The sequence below is a fragment of the Streptomyces sp. TLI_053 genome, from assembly GCF_900105395.1.
Classification (GTDB): domain Bacteria; phylum Actinomycetota; class Actinomycetes; order Streptomycetales; family Streptomycetaceae; genus Kitasatospora.
In genome coordinates, this window is the sequence record NZ_LT629775.1 from 6,887,312 (window position 1) to 6,905,421 (window position 18,110).

16 protein-coding genes are annotated in these 18,110 nt (G+C 74.1%); 5 read left to right on the top strand and 11 right to left on the bottom strand.

Features of this window, described 5'->3' with window-relative positions:
- Positions 1-30: 30 nt before the first annotated feature.
- Entirely contained in the window at positions 31-546 is a 516-nt protein-coding gene (locus tag BLU95_RS28705) for a MarR family winged helix-turn-helix transcriptional regulator (protein ID WP_093862518.1), read from the bottom strand.
- A gap of 142 nt (positions 547-688) precedes the next feature.
- On the opposite strand from BLU95_RS28705, the gene BLU95_RS28710 reads away from it, so the two are divergent.
- A complete protein-coding gene (locus BLU95_RS28710; RefSeq protein ID WP_093862519.1) occupies positions 689-2,191 on the top strand; it encodes an MFS transporter in 1,503 nt (500 codons plus the stop codon).
- A 166-nt stretch (positions 2,192-2,357) separates the two neighbouring features.
- Here BLU95_RS28710 and BLU95_RS28715 read toward each other — a convergent pair whose 3' ends face one another.
- The 3 genes from BLU95_RS28715 to BLU95_RS28725 form a co-directional block, all read right to left on the bottom strand.
- The gene (locus BLU95_RS28715; RefSeq protein ID WP_173862148.1) at positions 2,358-3,107 is read right to left on the bottom strand and encodes a DUF305 domain-containing protein; all 750 of its coding nucleotides are present in this window, start codon (positions 3,105-3,107) and stop codon (positions 2,358-2,360) included.
- Entirely contained in the window at positions 3,104-3,784 is a 681-nt protein-coding gene (locus BLU95_RS28720) for a thioredoxin-like domain-containing protein (protein ID WP_093862520.1), read from the bottom strand. Before BLU95_RS28720 ends, BLU95_RS28715 begins: the two co-directional genes overlap by 4 nt.
- Before the next feature lie 135 nt (positions 3,785-3,919).
- Positions 3,920-4,468, bottom strand: a complete 549-nt coding sequence (locus BLU95_RS28725) for a hypothetical protein (protein ID WP_159425027.1) — start codon at positions 4,466-4,468, stop codon at positions 3,920-3,922.
- Between the two features lie 305 nt (positions 4,469-4,773).
- Between BLU95_RS28725 and BLU95_RS43415 the strand changes: the two genes are divergently transcribed.
- The gene (locus BLU95_RS43415; RefSeq protein ID WP_093862522.1) at positions 4,774-6,495 is read left to right on the top strand and encodes a PP2C family serine/threonine-protein phosphatase; all 1,722 of its coding nucleotides are present in this window, start codon (positions 4,774-4,776) and stop codon (positions 6,493-6,495) included.
- Positions 6,496-6,510: 15 nt separating this feature from the next.
- Here BLU95_RS43415 and BLU95_RS28735 read toward each other — a convergent pair whose 3' ends face one another.
- The 3 genes from BLU95_RS28735 to BLU95_RS28745 form a co-directional block, all read right to left on the bottom strand.
- The gene (locus BLU95_RS28735; protein ID WP_093862523.1) at positions 6,511-7,119 is read right to left on the bottom strand and encodes a TetR/AcrR family transcriptional regulator; all 609 of its coding nucleotides are present in this window, start codon (positions 7,117-7,119) and stop codon (positions 6,511-6,513) included.
- A gap of 317 nt (positions 7,120-7,436) precedes the next feature.
- Complete coding sequence (gene cyaB / locus BLU95_RS28740) at positions 7,437-8,012, bottom strand: class IV adenylate cyclase (protein ID WP_093862524.1); 576 nt, start codon at positions 8,010-8,012, stop codon at positions 7,437-7,439.
- A gap of 11 nt (positions 8,013-8,023) precedes the next feature.
- A complete protein-coding gene (locus BLU95_RS28745; RefSeq protein WP_093862525.1) occupies positions 8,024-8,872 on the bottom strand; it encodes a helix-turn-helix domain-containing protein in 849 nt (282 codons plus the stop codon).
- Positions 8,873-9,007: 135 nt separating this feature from the next.
- Between BLU95_RS28745 and BLU95_RS28750 the strand changes: the two genes are divergently transcribed.
- Complete coding sequence (locus BLU95_RS28750; protein WP_093862526.1) at positions 9,008-9,505, top strand: hypothetical protein; 498 nt, start codon at positions 9,008-9,010, stop codon at positions 9,503-9,505.
- Between the two features lie 181 nt (positions 9,506-9,686).
- Here BLU95_RS28750 and BLU95_RS28755 read toward each other — a convergent pair whose 3' ends face one another.
- Genes BLU95_RS28755 through ureA form a run of 3 tightly spaced genes read right to left on the bottom strand, consistent with a single transcriptional unit; the run spans position 9,687 to position 13,190 of the window.
- On the bottom strand, positions 9,687-10,730 hold the full coding sequence (locus tag BLU95_RS28755) for an agmatine deiminase family protein (RefSeq protein ID WP_093862527.1): 1,044 nt from the start codon (positions 10,728-10,730) through the stop codon (positions 9,687-9,689).
- 49 nt (positions 10,731-10,779) lie between these two features.
- On the bottom strand, positions 10,780-12,483 hold the full coding sequence (locus tag BLU95_RS28760; RefSeq protein WP_093862528.1) for an urease subunit alpha: 1,704 nt from the start codon (positions 12,481-12,483) through the stop codon (positions 10,780-10,782).
- A complete protein-coding gene (gene ureA, locus BLU95_RS28765; protein WP_093862529.1) occupies positions 12,480-13,190 on the bottom strand; it encodes an urease subunit gamma in 711 nt (236 codons plus the stop codon). The genes BLU95_RS28760 and ureA overlap by 4 nt, the downstream gene beginning before the upstream one ends.
- Before the next feature lie 532 nt (positions 13,191-13,722).
- On the opposite strand from ureA, the gene BLU95_RS28770 reads away from it, so the two are divergent.
- Positions 13,723-14,166, top strand: coding sequence for an ATP-binding protein (locus BLU95_RS28770; protein ID WP_231977833.1), 444 nt, complete (start codon positions 13,723-13,725; stop codon positions 14,164-14,166).
- A gap of 303 nt (positions 14,167-14,469) precedes the next feature.
- Positions 14,470-16,719, top strand: a complete 2,250-nt coding sequence (locus BLU95_RS28775) for an ATP-binding SpoIIE family protein phosphatase (RefSeq protein ID WP_093862531.1) — start codon at positions 14,470-14,472, stop codon at positions 16,717-16,719.
- Between the two features lie 110 nt (positions 16,720-16,829).
- On the opposite strand, the gene BLU95_RS28780 is transcribed toward BLU95_RS28775, so the two are convergent.
- Positions 16,830-17,888, bottom strand: a complete 1,059-nt coding sequence (locus BLU95_RS28780; protein WP_093862532.1) for a DUF2637 domain-containing protein — start codon at positions 17,886-17,888, stop codon at positions 16,830-16,832.
- Between the last annotated feature and the right edge of the window lie 222 nt (positions 17,889-18,110).

An 18,110-nucleotide genomic window follows, 5' to 3' on the forward strand; every position in this document is an offset into this window, starting at 1 on the left:
GGCCACCGGGGTGGTAGCCGTTTTCGCCGCTCAGGCCAGGGGGTCGGCGAGGGCGCGGGCGAGGTTCTCCAGGGCGGGCAGCGCGTGCATCACGGCGTCGCGGTCGGCGGCGGAGAGGGTGTCGAGAGCGTCCGCGATCCGGCGCTCGTGGGCGCGCTGCCAGTCGTCGAGCTGGCGGCGCCCGGCCGGGGTGAGCGCGATCCGGGCGGTGCGACGGTCCCCGGGGTCGGCCTGGCGGTCGACGAAGCCGGCCTCCAGCAGCTTGCCGACCAGCCCGCTCACGGTGTTCGGGGCGAGCCGCTGCCGGGCGGCCAGTTCGCCGACCCGCAGCGGTGCGGCGGCGAGCGTCTGGAGGAGTTCGACCTGCGCCATCGGCAGGGACTCCCACGGGTAGTCGGTCCGGATGCTGCTGCGCAGGGCGCGGCGGAGCCGGGTGACCGCGTCGGTGAGCCGGCGGGCGCGTTCGATCGTCGTCGGCTCCGCGTCCCGCGGCTCGAGGCCGTGCGGGCCTGTGGTGGATTCGGGAACGGACGGTGACGACGGCATGGCCGACAGCGTATCGCCTGGTACCGGTGCCCTTTGACGGCTGCGGACCGGTCGGGCGCGACCGGTCCCGCTCCGTGACGGACCGGTCGCACCCAGAACAGATCGTAGAGCGAACATATCTGCATCCGATATATTTCCTCGTATGAACGCCGCGTCAACGCTCACCGCCCGGCTGCTCGCCGAGCGCCCCAGGCCGCGCGGCATAGCCGACCGCCGGTACGCCCACTGGCTCGCCGTCGGGACCGTCTGCCTGGGGGCGTTCCTCGGCCAGCTGACGGCCAGCGTCACCGCGCTCGTCTACCCGGCACTCCAGCGCCGGTTCGACGCCGGGTTCGCGGCCGTCGAATGGGTCGCCCTCGCGTATCTGCTGGTCCTGGTCGCGCTGCTGGCGCCGGTCGGCCGGCTCTCCGACCTGGTCGGCCGCAAGACCGTGTACCTGGGCGGCTTCGCCGTCTTCGGCCTGGCCTCGCTGGGGGCGGGGTTCGCCGGCGGTCTCGGCACCCTGGTCGCCTGCCGGGCGGTCCAGGCCGTCGGCGGCGCGATGATGCAGGCCAACAGCGTCGCCCTGGTCGCCCGCGGCGTCCCCGGCCACGCGATGCGCCGGGCGCTCGGGGTGCAGGCCGCCGCGCAGGGCCTCGGCCTGGCGCTGGGTCCCAGCCTCGGCGGGCTGCTGGTGGCGCACGCCTCCTGGCGCTGGGTGTTCTGGATCAATGTGCCGGTCGCCCTGGTGGGCATCGTGGCCGGGTGGTTCCTGCTGCCCCGGACCAGGGTCGAGACCGCACCGGCACTCCCGCGTCCGCGTCCCGTCGCCGGGCCTGCCGTCGGGCCGGTCGGCGGAACCTTCCTCGGGCCCGGTGGCGGGTCCGAGCCGGACCGCGGGCGCTTCGACCTGGCCGGCCTGCTGCTGCTCGGCGGCTCCACCACCGCGCTGCTGCTCGCTCTCTCCGCCGCCTCCGGCCTGCCGCTGCCCGCCTGGGCGGTGGCCGCCCTGCTGGCCGCCGCCGTCCTGTGCGCGCTCGCCCTGGTCCACCAGGAGCGCCGGGCCGCCCGGCCGATCCTCGCGCCCGGTCTGGTCAACACCCCCGGTGTCCGCCCCGGCCTCGCGGTCGCGCTGATCGGCTACCTGCTGCTGTTCTGCCCGCTCGTCCTCGGCCCGGTGCTGCTCGCCGAGGCGGGGCTCCCGACCGCGCGCTCCGGCCTGGTGATCACCGTGCTCCCGGCCGCGTTCGCGGTGGCCGCGACGGTCGGCGGCGGGCTGCTGCCGCGCGGCTGGTCCGATGTCGCCCGCTGCCGCTTCGGCGCGGCCCTCGCCGGGGCCGGACTGCTCGGCTGCGCGCTGCTGCCCGCCCTGGCCGCGCCCGCGGTGTTGTTGGCGGGCCCGCTGCTGGTGCTCGGCGGCGGTCTCGGACTGCTGCTGCCGGCCAACAACGCGCTGGTGATGCGGGCGATCCCGGCGGAGTGCTCGGCGGTCGGCGGCGGCATGGTGAACATGGCCCGCAGCCTCGGCACGGCGCTCGGCACCGCGCTGCCGGTGCTCGGCGTCCATCTGGCCGGCCCGGCGCTGGGCGGCCGGTCGGTCCTGCTGGCGCTCGCCGTCGTCGCGGGACTCGCGGTCGTGCTCGCCCGGCCGGTGCGGCGGCGCTGAGCGGGAAGCGGGAAGCGGGAAGCGAGGAGCGGGTACGACACGGCAACGGCCGGGGCGGTGGACGGGAGTCCCGTCCACCGCCCCGGCCGTGCTGTGCCGTGGTGCAGGTCGTGCAGAGCACGCAGAGCGTGCAGGTCGTGCGGGTCGTTCGGTCGTGCAGGGTGGCTCAGGAGGCGGGCACGCCCGGGACGGCGCCGCGGTCCTTGAGCATGTCGGTGATCAGGCCGATCTCCGAGGTCTGGCCGATCACCATCGACTGCGCGAGCCGCTTCTCCGACTCGTTGCGCGCCATGTCGACGTAACCCTGGGCCATCTCCACCCCGCCCTTGTGGTGCTCCAGCATCAGCTGCAGGTAGAACACCTCGGCCTCCCGCCCGCTCAGCGAGCGGAGCTTGGCGAGCTGGGTGTTGGTGGCCATGCCGGGCATCAGCGAACCGTCGTGCGCCTGGTAGTCGGCGCCGTGCCCGTGCCCGCCCATCGCCATCCAGGCCATCGGCTTGGCCGGCGAGTGCTGGGTCAGCCCCCACTGGTCGAGCCAGCCCATCATCATGCCGCGCTGATTGGCCTGGGTGTTGATGATGTCGAAGGCCAGCGTGCGGGTGGGCTCGTCGGTGGTCCGGTCCCGGACGATGAACGACAGGTCCACCGCCTGCTGGTGGTGGGTCGCCATGTCCCGGGCAAACCCGGCCTCCGGGGAGTCGTCCGCCGGCACGCTCAACGAAGAGGTGCCGGAAGCCGACGTGCCGCCCGCGACCAGGGCGGGCACCCCGAGCGCGAGGGCGAGCGCGGCGGCCAGCGCGGCCGGCCACCAGATCCGCCGTCGCGAGGGCGCCGGAGCGGCGTCCGCGCCGTCGGCCGGGTGGCCGTCCGCCCCGGGGCCGTCCGCCCGGTGGCCGTCCGCCTCGGCGGCGGTCACATCTGCCCCATCGAGCAGGAGGCGCCCGGCTCCTGGGTCTGCTTGCCCTGGACGTACTTGGTGAAGAACTGGTTCACCCGGGGGTCGCTCGCGCTGTCCACGACGAGCTGGGTCGACCAGGCGTTCAGGGTGATGGTGCCCTTCTCGTCCGGGTAGGGGCTCATCAGCGAGTACGGGGTGGCCTTCACCTTGTCCGAGAGGGTCTTGATGTCCTCGGGGGTGGCCTTGCCGTTGTAGGTCACCCAGACCGCGCCGTGCTCCAGCGAGTGGACGGCGCGCTCGTTCTCGACCGGCTGGTCGTAGACGGTGCCCATGCAGTCCAGCCAGACCGCGTTGTGGTCACCGCCGACCGGCGGGGTCTGCGGGTAGGTGACCTTCTCCTTGACGTGGTTGCGGCTCAGGTCGCCGAAGGTCTGGACGCCGTCGATCGGGGCGGCGGCAGCGGCGGCCTTGGCCTTCTTGTCCTTGTTGGCGTCGACCACGATCCAGGTGCCGGTGGCTATCGCGGCGATCACCAGGACGCCCGCGACCGAGCCCGCGATGATCTTGTTGCGGCGGTCGCGGCGCTGCTCGGCGGCGCGCAGCTCGGCGATCCGGGCGCGGCGGTCGTTGCTCGCCTGCTTCCCGCTCGGCTTGTTGCCCTGGGCCTTGTTCGACTGCTTGGAGGCGGAACCCATGAGGTGTCCTTGTCCCCACCGCGCATCGGGCACGGCGGTCTGAAGAGGTGGTGGGAGGGGGCGGATCCGTCGGTCCCGCCCGCCCGGCGCCCGTTCGGGCGGCGGGGGAGGGCCGGGGCCGGCGGCGGGTTCCGCTCAGGACCGGTGTACTTGGAGTTCGTGCAGGTCGGGCACGGGGTGCGGCCCGACCAGCAGTCCGGCGGGCACCACCCGGGGCAGCACCTCGGCGGTCTCCGGCCGGGGTGCCGCGGCGGGTTGCGGGTGCGGCGGCGGATTGGGGAGCTGGGCGTCCTGGGCGCAGTACGGGTGGCTGGAGCAGCCGTTGTTGCGGTGCGGCGGGTCGCCGTCGACCGAGCACCAGGTCCAGTGCCGGTGGCTCTCCGCGCGGAGGCGGTCGCCGAGGGTCTGGGGCGTGGTGGCCGGACCGGTGGCGGCGGTGCCGAGGAGGTGCGGGGGTGCGTCGGCCCGGGGAACGGCGACGAGTCCGGTCGGCGGGCCCACCGGGGGGTCGGCCGGGACGGTCACCGGGAAGCCGGACCGTTCGGCCGTGGCCGCCTTGGCGTGTGCCGCGCACGGGAGCGCCGTCAGCAGCCCGGCCAGCAGCAGGATCCACAGCACGCCCACCGGGCGGACCGCGAGAGCGGCCCTCCCCGGCCGGGGTGTGCTGGGGGCCGACGCGGTCATGCGCACATTTAATCAGCCGAACGAGTGAAGCGAGCCCCCTCCCCGGTTCTCATTTTCGAGCGCGGAGCCGCCTGAATACCCCGGAAACGCCCTGGTCCGGGCGGTTCGGTCGACTGCGGGAGGAACAGAAGCGAAACGGGCGTCGAACCCGGTGATCGGTATCGGCCGATGTGTGCGTGGTTGTCGCCGAAACCCGGACAGCGTCGTTGCACTTGGGGACAATGACGTCGAGCCCGGCCCGCCCGGGGGCGGCGCATGAAGCAGCGAGCAACCAGCACCGAGCAGCAGCGATCAGGAGCCGCCAGATGACCGAACAGGGCGCACCCGCGCAGCAGCAGCTCCGGCCGGACGACGGCTGGTGGGACACGGTCTACGCGGGCCCGGCCGGCACCCTCCCCGACACCCCGCACGCCGGACCGGGGGAGGGCAGCGTCGACGACTGGTTTGAGACGGCGGCGGGACTCATCGGGCAGCAGCGCGAGGGCGACCCCGGGGAGGCCGGGGCGGTACCGGAGCCCGGGTCGTCGCGGGCCGACCAGGAGGTGCTGGAACGGGACAGCATCGACGACTGGTTCGACACCGCCGTCGGCGTGATCGCTCCGCAGCGCCCGGCGGACGAGCCTCCGGGCGCCGACGACACCCGCCGCTTCCCCGCCCCCGCCTGGGCGGAGGCGGGGCCGGCCACCCTGTCCGGGGTGCCCGGGGCCGAGGACACGGCCGTCGAACCGGCCCCGCGGGTGCCCGAGCCCCGGGCGGGGTCCGACGCCGTGGCAGCTCCGGCGCCGGCGCCGGAGCCGGAGCGGGAGCCGGTGCCGGCGCCGGCACCGGTGGAGTCGCTGGAGTCGCCGGCCGAGGTCGCCGCTCCGGCCGAGCCCGAAGCCGTTGCGCCGGAAGTCGTTGCGCCGGAAGCCGTCGAGCCCGAAGCCGTGGAGCTTGAAGCCGTCGAGCCCGAGGTCGTTGCGCCCGAAGCCGCCGCGTTCGAGGCCTCCGGGCGCGCGCCCGAAGCACCCGCGCCCGAAGCACCCGCACCCGCGTCCGCACCCGCACCCGCGTCCGCACCCGTGCCGCCCGCCCCGCGCCCGGACCCCCGCCCCGGCCGGGCCGCCTCCGCGCCCGCCGTGCCGCACGTCGGCGAACGCCCGCCCACCTACGGCCCCGAGCCGACCGCCGTCCCCGAGGCCGACCCCGGCGCGCTGGGCGGCATCGTCGCCGACACCGTGCTGGAGGGGGCCCAGTACGGCGCCACCACCCTGCGGGCGGCCTCCGTGCGCGGCGACTCCGCCCGCTACCGGGGCGAGCCCCGGCGGGACTCGCTGCTGGTCACCCGGTTCGGCGAGGGCGCGGACGGGCTGCTGCTCGCGGTGCTCGGCGGGTTCGACGACTCCGGCCCGGCCGCCGGAGCGGTCGCCACCGCGAGTGCCGAGGCCTGCCGTCAGCTCGCGGCCGCCGTCGGCCGCAGCCGCGAGGGCCTCGCCGCGGACCTGCGCGACGGCGCCCGCGACCGGCTCCGCTACGGCCTCCAGCGGCTCGCGCTCGGCGCCGTCGCCCCGCTCCGTGCCCTGACCCCGGCCGGCGCGGAGCACCGGGAGGACGGGGAGGACGGGCCGCCGTCCCCCGCCTCGCTGCACTGCCTGCTCACCTCGCTGGACCCGGAGGCCGGGTACCGGGCGGCGTTCGGGGTCGGCCCGGGCGGGCTGTACCTGCTGCGCTCCGGCCACTGGATCGACGCGTACGCGGCGCGGCTGCTGCACCACCCCGACGGCCAGCCGCCGGTGCCGGAGTCCCCGGTGCCGGGCCCGCGCCCGTTCCGCTTCCGGATGGTCCCGGCGACCCCGGGCGACATCCTGCTGCTCTGCACCCCGGGACTGTCCCGTCCGGTCGCGGACGAGCCCGCGGTCGCGCACTTCCTGGCCTCGCACTGGGCGCACCCGCACCCGCCGGGCACCGTGGACTTCCTCCGCCAGGTCCAGGTCCGGGCCAAGGGCTACACCGACGACCGGACCGCGGCCGCGATCTGGACCGAGTAGCCGGACCCGGTCCGCTCAGGCGGGTGCGGCGGCCAGCAGGGTGCCGCAGGCGGACCCGGCGAGGTGGAGCGCCCGGCTCCGGCGGGCACCGGTGAGGCCGAGGGCGATCGGGACGGCGAGGCCGTCCAGCAGGGCGCGGATCTGGACGGCGCGTTCGGTGGCGTCGCCGGGGCCGAAGCGGCCGGCGGCGGTGCCCTCCTCGATCAGGGCGACCAGGTCGGCCTGCCAGGGGCCCTCGATCTCCAGCTGCCCCTGCCGCAGCTCCTCGCTGGCGGGGGAACGGCCCCACACCTCGACCCAGAGGATCCAGCGCGGGTCCCCGGGGCCCTCCGGCAGGTAGAGCGCGGTGTACTCGTCCAGCCGCCCCCGGACGTCGCGGGCGGCGTCGGCGAGCATCTCCCGGCGGCGGGCGCCGAGCTGCTCCTCGCTCCAGCGGAGGGTCTCCAGCAGCAGCTGGTCCTTGCTGCCGAAGTAGTAGAGCAGGTGGCCCGCACTCATCTGGAGCTTCTTGCCGAGGCCGGCCATGGTGAGCTTGGCGAGCCCGTGCTCGGCGATCGCGGCGCGGGCGGTGGCGAAGACCTCCTCGCGCGGGCGGGCCGGTCGGCGCGGGCGGGCGTCGGCCATCGGTGCTGCTCCTCCGGGGTTCGGTAGGGCTTCACGATACCGACCGTGCCCGGCGGACCACGGAGCGGGAGGCGCGGGGCATGCGGACGAGGCGGTGCTCGATCCGGCGGGTGTCGGTGAGGTCGACGTCGCCGCAGGGGGAGCCGTGGACCCGCCGGCGCGCGTGGGCTTGCCACTCCGATCCCGTCACCGGCATCTCCCGCCGATTCGGACGGGGACACCGGACTCGGCGATCACGATGCCCGGATCGGCCGGCCAGGGACGGGCCGGTGATTGCCTTGTGGGCCGCGCTTCGTGTGGCCGGCCTCGTCGAGTGGTTACTGCGGCGGAACCGGCCGGGAGGCCGCGACGGCATCGGTGTACTGCTCGGTCGTCAGGTCCTCCCCGTGGACGCCGAGCTCGGCAAGGACGGATCGTACGACAATGAGAGCTGGTCCAAGGTCGGCCTCGGTGGCCGCGACGGTCTCCAGCTCGATGAAGGTGCCGTCGATCTCGGGGACGTGAACCAGGGTGGCGAGGAGCCGCCGGCCGTCGTGCTGGAAGTCGTAGTTGCGGCAGCGCTTCTCGAAGGCGATCCGGGGGACGAACCCGAGCGCGCGGACGATCTCGTGCGCGGCCTCGGCATCCTCGACGCGGGTCTCCGCCTCGGGCTTCGACCCGGATGCCTCATCGACACGGGCCCCCTTGTAGGTCAGGACGGTCCGGGTGTCCTGCGGGCTGTGAACGGTGCGGATCCGCAGTTCCCTGTCCGCCCCCATCAGTGAACCGTCGGGGGCGTCGTAGTAGGTGTCGCGGTACACCTCGGCGCGGCCGGCCCCGTACTGGTCCTCCAGCAGTCGCAGGAGTGTTTCCGGATCGCGGACCACGGCCTTGAGCTCTGCCTCGATCGCCACTGCTGCCCCTCTCAGATCACGCGCTCCGCGTCGTCCACCATGGCGTCGAACGTCCTCCGCCATCCCCGGTACAGCGGTCCGTAGGGGGTGGCCAGCACCTTATAGGTCGGCGACTCGTGGCCTTCCCGATCCGTGTCGAACGCGCTGACGTAGAGGGTCTTGTCGAGACGGATCACCCGCCATACGGGCAGGGTGCGGTAGCGGTACACCTCGACGCGGCCGAGCTCCGCGAGCTCACGCAGACGGGCCTCGGCGAGGCGTACACCGCTGGCCAGGGACTCGGGCGACTCGCCGATCTCAGCGGCCCGACGGGCCAGCGCGGGTGAGTCCGGGGCGAGGAGGAGGACCCGAAGGCGGGGTGGGTCGTCACCGTCACGGTCGAGGTGCGGGCGGAGCAGGGAGTCCCGGAGCGCGAGTAGTCCGAGACCCCGGACGGCGAGGATGTCGAGTTCCGATGCCGAGCGGGCCGCGCGCTGGATCTCAGCCGCTGCCGACGCCTGGTCGGAGTGGACGCGAACGATCTCCGGGAACGCCGCAAGGTCGAATGCCGCGCCGGGAGTTCGACTCTCCCGCTGCGGGGCGAGGCCGAGCATCCGTCGAGCGTCGGCCGGCATGTTCAGCCCGTCCGCGATTCGTTCGAAGACGTCGAGGCGGGTGACTTCCCGTCTCCTGTTCATGATCTCGTTGACCCGGCTCTGGGTCATGCCGACCTGCGCGGCAATTCGGGCCTGGCTGGCGCCGCTGTGGTGTTGGACCCATCGGAAGGTGGCAGCGATGTCGCGGCCGCTCAGGGCGCCGCGGATCTCCGAGTTCTGCCACGCGGAGTCAGGAAGTCGGATCGGTTCGAGCGCGGTCACCACAGCGGCATTCCAGTCTCCGTGAATCCATCTCAGCGTGAGATTACCGGCCGGGTATCGAGCCTGGCGCCCCATTGCCCGAATCTCGTCAGAGATGGCGCGGCTCGGATTCCGCCGCCTCGGCACCAAGGAGAGCGCATGGCCTTGACCGCAGATGAGGACTGGACCGTCAGCGTCGATGGGTGCTTGGAACCCACGGCCCTGCCACCAGCAGCGGCACTGACTGCCGTCTGGCAGGCAGTGAAGGACCTGGAGTTCGGGGACCAGCAGCGCGCCGCTGTTCGCATGCTCTTCGGCACCGGGGCCACCGAGACCGTCGAGGCCGCGCTGGACGGTGGCGCACTGGACTTCCCGGTCACCCTTCCGGCCGGCCGGATCGTCATCCGTGTCCGTCGCGGCGACGGTCGGACCGCCAGACAGAGGCACGCCGCGCGGTACCAGCCGGTGCAGGAACCGCCACGCGGACGGAACCCTGGGCTGTGGGTGGTGATGGACAGCGCGACGTGCGAGCCGGTTCGTGAGAAGGGGCACGTCCTGCGGTGGGGCATCGAGTCGAGCGCGTGGTCCTGGATCGGCAGAGAACTGGCCCGCAGCGACTACCAGGGGAAGGCCGGCCATGCTCGGCGCGCCCCTTGAGGAGGAACTCGGGGTCCTGCGCGCCCCGGTTGACGGTGGCCGCAGTGGTCCCGGTCGCAGTGATCGTGTGTGTGCTGCTGCTCGCCCGTATCGCGCTGATGCCCCGGCCGGCGCCCGGTGGGGCGCCGGCCGGGGAGTCAGGAGACCGTCGTTTCGTCCGTGCAGGTGACCTGCACAGGCGTCAGGCCTTCGGCTGCTGCTGAGTAATGCAATGAATACCGCCGCCGTTGGCGAAGATCTCGCGGGCGTCGACCAGTTCGACCGTGCGGCCCGGGTAGGCCTCGGCGAGGATGGCGGCGGCCTCCTGGTCGCGGGGGTCGTCGAAGGCGCACAGCACCACGGCGCCGTTGGCGACGTAGTGGTTGATGTAGGAGTAGTCGACCGGCTCGCCGTCCTCGTCCAGCAGGACGGTGGGGGCGGGGAGTTCGACGACCTCCAGCGGGCGGCCCTGGGCGTCGGTGGAGGCCCGGAGGATCGCCACCAGCTCCTGGCAGACCGCGTGGTCGGGGTGCGCCGGGTCGGGCTGGACGTGGGCGACGACGACGCCGGGGCGGACGAAGGAGGCGACGATGTCGATGTGGCCGCGGGTGCCGAACTCGTCGTAGTCGCGGGTGAGTCCGCGCGGCAGCCAGATCGCCTTGGTGGTGCCGAGGAAGGCGTGCAGCTCGGCCTCGACCTCCTCGCGGGTCCAGTCGGAGTTGCGGCCCTCGCCGAGCTGGACGGTGTCGGTGACGAGCACGGTGCCCTCGCCGTCGACGTGGATGCCGCCGCCCTCGTTGATCAGCCGGGAGGCGAAGCGGCGGACGCCGGTCAGCTCGGTGATGTGCTCGGCGATGTGCTGGTCCTTGTCCCAACGGGCCCAGCCCTGGGCGCCCCAGCCGTTGAAGATCCAGTCGGTGGCGGCCAGCCCGCCGTTGCCGTCGATCAGGAAGGACGGGCCGATGTCGCGCATCCAGGCGTCGTCGAGCGGGCGCTCGACGATCTCGACCTGCTCGGAGACGTACTTGCGGGCCTCCTCGGTCTCACCGGTGTTGACCACCAGGGTGACCGGCTCGTACCGGACGATCGTGTTGGCGACCGCGGCCCAGGCCTCGCGGCCGGTGTGCAGGTTCTCCGGGGTGTCGAAGGTCGGGTTGCTGGTGGGGAAGGCCATCCAGGTCCGGTCGTGCGGGTGCCACTCGGCGGGCATCCGGTAGCCGAGCGAGGCGGGGGCGGGGGTGGTCATCGGGAGGTCCTTCGGTGGAACGGGTGGGTGACGGTGCGGAAGGTGCGGGTCAGAGGAAGTAGAGGCGGCTCAGCGAGACGCTGTCGGCCGGTTCGGAGCGCAGTGGGTCGCCGTCCAGCGAGACCAGGCCGGTCGGTGTGACCTCGACCTGCCCGGTGCGGGCGTTGCGCACCATGTCGCGCGGGCCGATGCCGCGGGTGTTGCGGACGCCGACGCGCCGGCGCCGGGTGGGCAGGCCGTCGGCGGCGCGGTCCAGGTAGGCGCCGTCGGCCGCCGCCCGGGCCACGAAGGCGACCGAGAGGTCGGCGGCGGTGGCGCCGTGGGCGCCGAACTGCGGTCCCAGCACGAGGGGTTCGCAGCGGTCGGTGGAGGCGTTGGGGTCGCCGACCACGCCGTAGGCGGGGAAGCCGGCCTTGAGGACCAGCTGCGGCTTGGCACCGAAGTGGTCGGGGCGCCAGAGCACGATGTCGGCGAGCTTGCCGGTCTCGATCGAGCCGATCTCGTGGGAGAGGCCGTGGGCGACGGCCGGATTGACGGTGAGCTTGGCGATGTAGCGCAGCACCCGCTGGTTGTCGTCCTCGGGCCCGTCGCCCTCCATCGGGCCGCGTTCGGCCTTCATCTTCCCGGCCAGGGCGAAGGTGCGGCGCACGGTCTCGCCGGCCCGGCCCATGCCCTGGGCGTCGGAGGAGGTGATGCCGATGACGCCCAGGTCGTGCAGCACGTCCTCGGCGCCCATGGTGCCGGCCCGGATCCGGTCGCGGGCCATCGCGGCGTCCCCGGGCAGGTCGGTCTTGAGGTCGTGGGCGGAGACGATCATGCCGAAGTGCTCGCCCAGGGCGTCCCGGCCGAAGGGCAGGGTGGGGTTGGTGGAGGAGCCGATGACGTTCGGCACGCCCGCCATCTTCAGCACGTTGGGCACGTGGCCGCCGCCGCAGCCCTCGATGTGGAAGGCGTGGATCGTCCGGCCGTCGAGCACCCGCAGGGTGTCCTCGACGGACAGGCACTCGTTGAGGCCGTCGGTGTGCAGGGCGACCTGGACGTCGTACTCCTCGGCCACCCGCAGTGCGGTGTCCAGGGCGCGGGTGTGCGCGCCCATGTCCTCGTGCACCTTGAAGCCGGACGCGCCGCCCTCGGCGAGGGCCTCGATCAGCGGGGCCTCGTCGGAGGAGGAGCCGCGGGCGAGGAAGCCGATGTTGACCGGCCAGGCGTCGAAGGCTTTGAAGGCGTGCCGCAGCGCCCAGGGCGAGTTGACGCCGACACCCCAGACCGGGCCGAACTCCTGGCCGATGACCGTGGTGACCCCGGAGGCGAGCGAGGCCTCCATGATCCGCGGCGAGAGCAGGTGGACGTGGGTGTCGACGGCGCCGGCGGTGGCGATCAGGCCCTCGCCGGAGACGATGGTGGTGCCGGTGCCGACCACGACGTCCACGCCGTCCAGGGTGTCGGGGTTGCCGGCCCGGCCGATCGCGGCGATCCGGCCCTCCCGGATGCCGATCGAGGTCTTGCGCACGCCCTGCACGGCGTCGATCACCAGCACGTTGCTGATCACCACGTCGCAGGTGTCGCGGACGGCGGCGGGCTTGAGGTGCAGGCCGTCGCGGGCGGTCTTGCCGAATCCGGCCAGGAACTCGTCGCCGGGCCGCTGGGAGTCCGACTCGACCCGGACGACCAGCCCGGAGTCGCCGAGCCTGACCCGGTCGCCGGCGCGCGGGCCGTGGACTGAGATGTAGTCGTGCGGGGTGATGGACGTCATGACTCCACCTCCGCGTCGTCGAAGCCGGTCAGGTAGCCGGTGGCGCGGGCCTTGGCGAGGGCGGACTCCTTGGCGCCGGGCGCGTCGAGCGGGCCGTCGACCAGGCCGGCGAAGCCGATCGCGACCCGGGCGCCGCCGATCGGGACCAGCCCGACCTCGACGGTGCTGCCCGGGTCGAAGCGCACCGAGGAGCCGGCCGGGACCGCGAGGTGGGTGCCGTAGGCGGCGGCCCGGTCGAAGGCCAGTCGGGGGTTGGCCTCGAAGAAGTGGAAGTGCGAGGTGACGGAGATCGGGACGCCGGAGGTGTTGTGGACGGGGAGGAGGACGGTCTCCTCGACCGGGTCGTAGCCGGCGCCGTCACCGGGAAGGGCGCTGCCGGGGGCGTCCTCGCCGAGCGAGCCGGCGCCGCGGAACGGGTCGTCGACCACGGCCAGGCGGGTGCCGTCGTCGAAGACCGCCTCGACCTGGACCACGGTGACCACGTCCGGCACGCCGGGCAGCACGTCGGCGGCGGTGAGCACGGAGCGGCCCGCCTCGACGGCCTCGGCGAGGCGCAGGCCGTCGCGGGCGGCCTCGCAGACGGCGTCGGCGATGAGCGCGGTCGCCTCGGGGATGTTGAGCCGCACGCCTCGGGCGCGGCGGGCGCGGGCCAGCTCGGCTGCTGTGAAGATCAGCAGCCGGTCCCGCTCGGTGGGGGTCAGTCGCACGGTTCCTCGCTCGCGGTCGCAGGAGAGGGTGAGGGCTTTTAGAACGGCGTTCAAACACCTCGGGCCATTGAACCCGGAGCCGTCCGCCCTGTCCAGCCTTGCCGCTCGCGCGCCGTTCGGCACACGGGACGCGTCCGGTCGCCCCGGGCCGGCGGCCCGCGCCGGTGTCCGGTCGCCGGTCCGCGCCGGTCCCGGAAGCCCGTCCGGGGCCCGGGGGCGGCCCGTACGCATCGCAAACCTGTCCGGCGGGGGCGGCTGGATCACGCGAACCGCCTCGTGCCCCTTTCACCCCAGGTGATCGCCCGCGCACTGTTCCAAATGCCGAAAGGTGGGCATGACGATGATTGGTCAGTACCAAAGGGGTCGACCGACCGGCGGGGGCCCGGATCGGCGGCCGGGAGCGAGGGTGGGGGCAGGGGTGATGGACGGTCAGTCGCGATTCCCGCGGCAGCGGACGAGTTCGGGGGGCGCCTTCCGGATCACCGGAACCGGCCAGGGCGGTCCGGCGGGCACGGCAGGTGGCGCGGGCACCGTGGGTGCGACAGACGTCGCCCGGCCGGGCGTACCGGCACCGGGGTGCGCGCTGAACCGCCGGCTCCACCTGGCACTGGAGGCCGCCGACCTGGTCGCGGTCGGCGCGGTCCGCCACCGGCTGCGCGCCGCGCTCGGCCACTGGGGCGTGCCCGAGCTGGCCGACACGGCCGAGCTGCTCACCTCCGAGCTGGTCACCAACGCGCTGCAGCACACCGGCCGGGGCGCGGTCTTCGACGCGGTGCTCACCGGTGACCAGCGGCTGCGGATCGAGGTCCAGGACGGCGAGGCCGGACTCCCCGGCCGCCGCCGCGACCCGGACGCGGAGTACGCCACCTCCGGCCGGGGGCTGATGCTGGTCGAGGCGCTCGCCGACTCCTGGGGCGTGCACCTGCGCGGCGACGGCAAGGTCACCTGGTTCGAACTGGCCACCGTCGAACTCTGACTTCCCGCCGCCGAACTCCGACTTCCCGGCCCACCGTTTGCCGTACGAGCACCGTTCGCGACCGAACGATGCCCGTAAGTGAAGGCGAGTGCCAAGATTTCCGGCCCGTTGCCATTGCCGCTCGGCCGAACATTGGCCAGGATGGTGGGAATGTGTGCCCACGAGCGAGAAGCGGCGGGAAACTCCTACCGTCTCGACCGATGACCGCCCGTCGGCGCGCGACCGTCGAGCACCACCCATCACACCGCCACGCGGCCCGTCCGGACGGTCGGCGCGGTCCGCCACGGCAGCGGCAGGAGCAGCATGCCCACAGAGCCCGAGTCACCGGGGCCGGCCCTCCCGTCCGGTCCGCCCACGACCGGCTCCGGTCGGGCCAGGCCCCCCGCGCAGGCGGCCCGGCGGCATGCGCTGCGCACCGCCCCCGGCCTCGCGGCCGGCCGGCTCGCGCCGATGCTCTCCGGCGGCCTGCCGCTCTCCCCGGGCGACTCCACGCCGGACTGGCTGGAACCGGCGATGGCGGCCAACGGCATCGGCTCCTTCGACTGGGACATCCGCCGCGACATCCTCGAGGGTGACCAGCGGGCCTGCACCATCGTCGGCCTGGACTCCGCCGAGAAGGGCCGCTTCGACCGCACCTCCGCCTCCTTCCTGGCCCTGCTCCACCCCGAGGACGCCCCCGTGGTGCGCCGCCGGGTCGAGCGCGCCGTCGCCGAGCTCGGCCAGTGCGGCGCCTACTACCGGACGGTCGGCCCGCACGGCACCACCCGCGCCGTCCGCTTCCGCGGCCGGGTCCTCGCCGACGCCTTCGGCCGGGCCTCCCGGATGGTCGGCTTCGTCTGGGACGCCACCGTCGAGCTGCACAAACGCGATCGCGCCGACCGGATGGCCCTGCTGCGCGAGGAGCGCTCCCGCTTCATCAAGGAGGCCGCCCGGGCCCTCTCGGAGGCGGTCACCGTGCGCGACGTGGCCCGGGTCTTCACCGAGCTGCCGCTGCCCGGCCTGCCGCCGGACGGCCTGGTCCTGGCCTCCTTCGAGGCCGGCCGGGTGCAGATCCTCGGCGCCTCCGGCTACCGGCCCGAGGAACTGGCCGGCTACGACCGCTCGGTGCTGCCGCCGAGCCACCCCGCCGCCGAGGCGCTCCGGGGCCGCGCCCCGGTGTTCTGCGCCAGCCGCGAGGAGTACCGCGAGCGCTACCCGGACGTCTGGGAGCAGGCCCGCCGCACCAGCCGCAGCTCCTGGGCGTTCCTGCCGCTGGTGGCCAGCGGCCGGGCGATCGGCGTCTGCGTGGTCAGCTTCGACGACGACCGCCAGCTGGACGCCGACGAGCGCACCCTGCTCTCCACCCTCGGCGGCCTGGTCGCCCAGTCCCTGGCCAGGGCCCGGCTGCACGACGCCGAGCACGAGCTCGCGGCCGGCCTGCAGCGGGTCATGCTGCCGCGCACCGTGCCCTCGGTACCCGGGGTCACCACCGCCGTCCGCTACCTGGCGGCCGGCTCCGGGCTCCAGATCGGCGGCGACTGGTACGACGTGGTGCCGCTGCCCGGCGGCCACGTCGGCCTGGTGATCGGCGACGTCCAGGGCCACGACGTGCACGCCGCCGGGATCATGGGCCAGCTGCGGATCGCCCTGCGCGCCTACGCCGCCGAGGGCCACCCGCCCGCCGCCGTGATGGCCCGGGCCTCCCGCTTCCTGGCCGACCTGGACACCGACCACTTCGCCACCTGTACCTACGCCGAGGTGAACGTCGACTACGGCGTCGTGTACGCGGTACGGGCCGGCCACCTCGACCCGGTGGTGCGGCGCGCCGACGGCACCGCGAGCACCGTCCCGGTGGCCGGCGGGCTGCCGCTCGGCATCGCGCCCGACGAGGAGTACCGGGTCACCCGGTTCAGCCTGGACCCGGGCGAGACGGTGCTGCTCTGTACCGACGGCCTGGTCGAGGCGCGCGACATGGACCTCGACGAGGGCGTCGCGCGACTCACCTCGGTGCTCGCCGAGCCGCTCGCGGACGCCTCCCGGACCGGCCGCGACCCGCTGGAGGAGCTGGCCGACCGGATCGCCTCGCAGGCCGCCGACTCCAGTGAGCGCGAGGACGACATAGCGCTGCTGCTGCTGCGCTGGGACGGCCCTGAGGGCGGCCTGGCCGCCCAGCAGCTGCGCCGCCGGATCGGGCAGGCCGATCTGGCGCGGATCGCGGAGGTCCGGGCGGAGCTGCGGGACGCGCTGCGCCGCTGGGGTGTCGCCGAGCTGATCGACACCGCGGAGCTGCTCTCCTCGGAGCTGGTCACTAACGCGATCCGGCACACCGACCGGGACGCGATGTTCACCGCCCGGCTCTACCGGGAGCCGGCCGCGGACGGCGGCCGGGCCCGGCTGCGGGTCGAGGTCGAGGACGAGTCGGACCTCTGGCCGACCCGCCGCACACCGGGGGAGCAGGCCTCCTCCGGGCGCGGGCTGATGCTGGTCGAGGCGCTGGCCGACGGCTGGGGCGTGGAGCCCCGGGGGTCGGGCAAGCGGATGTGGTTCGAGCTCACGGTGGCGACGGCGGAGTGACGGCGTCGCAGTGACGCCGGGGGAGTGACGGCGGGGGAGTGACGGTGGCCGAGCGGCCCCCGGGCAGTGGTGCCCGGGGGCCTGCGACGGCTCCGGCCCCGGCTCCGGCCTCACCCGAACTGCTGCTCCAGGTCCTTCAGCTTGCGCTCCAGCGAGTCCAGCCGGGGCAGCGCCACGGTGTCGTCGTCGGGCGTGAGGTCGATGGTGCGCCGTTCGGGCCGGGCCGGCAGGCCCGCCTGCGCCGCCGCGCCCTCCACGGCCTCGGCCCGTGCCGGCGGTTCGACCGCGGGCCGGTCGGGGCCGCCGGGGCCGCCCGCTATGGCGGACTCCGGGCCGGGCTCCAGCTGCCGGGACGCCGCCCCGGAGCCGCCGCCGCGCGGGCGCCAGACGCTGTGGGTGCGGTTGATGGCCCTGATCTCGGCCCGCTCCCGGCGCCCCGCGAGCTTGCGGCGCTCCTTCTCCCTGGCGTGCTCGCGCTTGTCCTCGCGGACCTCGTCGACCGCCTCCTCCAGGCTCCGCACGCCCTCCAGCAGCATCAGCGACCAGGCGGCGTAGGTCTCCCGCGGGGCCCGCAGCCAGCGGACGATCCGGATCTGCGGGAGCGGACGGGGGACCAGGCCCTGTTCGCGCAGCGCGGCCCGGCGGGTCTGTTTGAGGGCCCGGTCGAACAGCACGGCGGCCGAGAGGGACATCCCCGCGAAGAACTGCGGCGCGCCCGCGTGGCCGAAACCGCGTGGGGCGTGCACCCAGTTGAACCAGGCCGAGGCGCCGGCGAACAGCCAGACCAGCAGCCGGGAACCGAGTGCGGCGTCGCCGTGGCTGGCCTCGCGCACGGCGAGCACGGAGCAGAACATTGCCGCCCCGTCCAGGCCGAACGGCACCAGGTACTCCCAGCCGCCGGACAGGTTGAGGTTCTGCACCCCGAACCCGACCAGGCCGTGGAAGGAGAGTGCGGCGGCGACGGCCGCGCAGCAGAACAGCAGGGTGTACGAGGCCCCGCCGTACAGGGACTCCTTGCGGCGGCGCCGTTCCTCGGATCGCTCCCAGGAATCCGCGGTGCCGGTGCCGCCGGATCCCCGGCTCCGGGCCAGGGCCACCACGAGCGCGCTGACCAGCAGCGCGGCAACGCCGGTGACGGCCCAACCGAGCGGTATGTCGGACAATTTCATCGCCTGGACCAGCCTCGCTTTCCTGCGTCGCAATTCCTGCGCCGTGATGGCGGGGACCATCATGACGGATGCTCGGCCGGAGAATGGCTGATTCGCTGTCAATGCGCTGACGAGAGGGATTTCTGGCGAGGGATAAGTCGCATTGTCATATTGATATCAATGGGGAATTCCGGTGTTTCCCGAGGTCGGGGCCCGGCCGGGCCCCGCACCGCCGTTCACCTC

Excerpts from the sequence above, each read along its gene's own strand:
- BLU95_RS28725 (WP_159425027.1), bottom strand. The coding sequence starts at position 4,468 with ATGACCGCGTCGGCCCCCAGCACACCCCGGCCGGGGAGGGCCGCTCTC.
- BLU95_RS28735 (WP_093862523.1), bottom strand. The coding sequence starts at position 7,119 with ATGGCCGACGCCCGCCCGCGCCGACCGGCCCGCCCGCGCGAGGAGGTC.
- BLU95_RS28755 (WP_093862527.1), bottom strand. The coding sequence starts at position 10,730 with ATGACCACCCCCGCCCCCGCCTCGCTCGGCTACCGGATGCCCGCCGAG.
- BLU95_RS28750 (WP_093862526.1), top strand. The coding sequence starts at position 9,008 with ATGGCCTTGACCGCAGATGAGGACTGGACCGTCAGCGTCGATGGGTGC.
- BLU95_RS28710 (WP_093862519.1), top strand. The coding sequence starts at position 689 with ATGAACGCCGCGTCAACGCTCACCGCCCGGCTGCTCGCCGAGCGCCCC.
- BLU95_RS28720 (WP_093862520.1), bottom strand. The coding sequence starts at position 3,784 with ATGGGTTCCGCCTCCAAGCAGTCGAACAAGGCCCAGGGCAACAAGCCG.
- BLU95_RS28775 (WP_093862531.1), top strand. The coding sequence starts at position 14,470 with ATGCCCACAGAGCCCGAGTCACCGGGGCCGGCCCTCCCGTCCGGTCCG.
- BLU95_RS43415 (WP_093862522.1), top strand. The coding sequence starts at position 4,774 with ATGACCGAACAGGGCGCACCCGCGCAGCAGCAGCTCCGGCCGGACGAC.
- BLU95_RS28760 (WP_093862528.1), bottom strand. The coding sequence starts at position 12,483 with ATGACGTCCATCACCCCGCACGACTACATCTCAGTCCACGGCCCGCGC.
- BLU95_RS28780 (WP_093862532.1), bottom strand. The coding sequence starts at position 17,888 with ATGAAATTGTCCGACATACCGCTCGGTTGGGCCGTCACCGGCGTTGCC.
- BLU95_RS28705 (WP_093862518.1), bottom strand. The coding sequence starts at position 546 with ATGCCGTCGTCACCGTCCGTTCCCGAATCCACCACAGGCCCGCACGGC.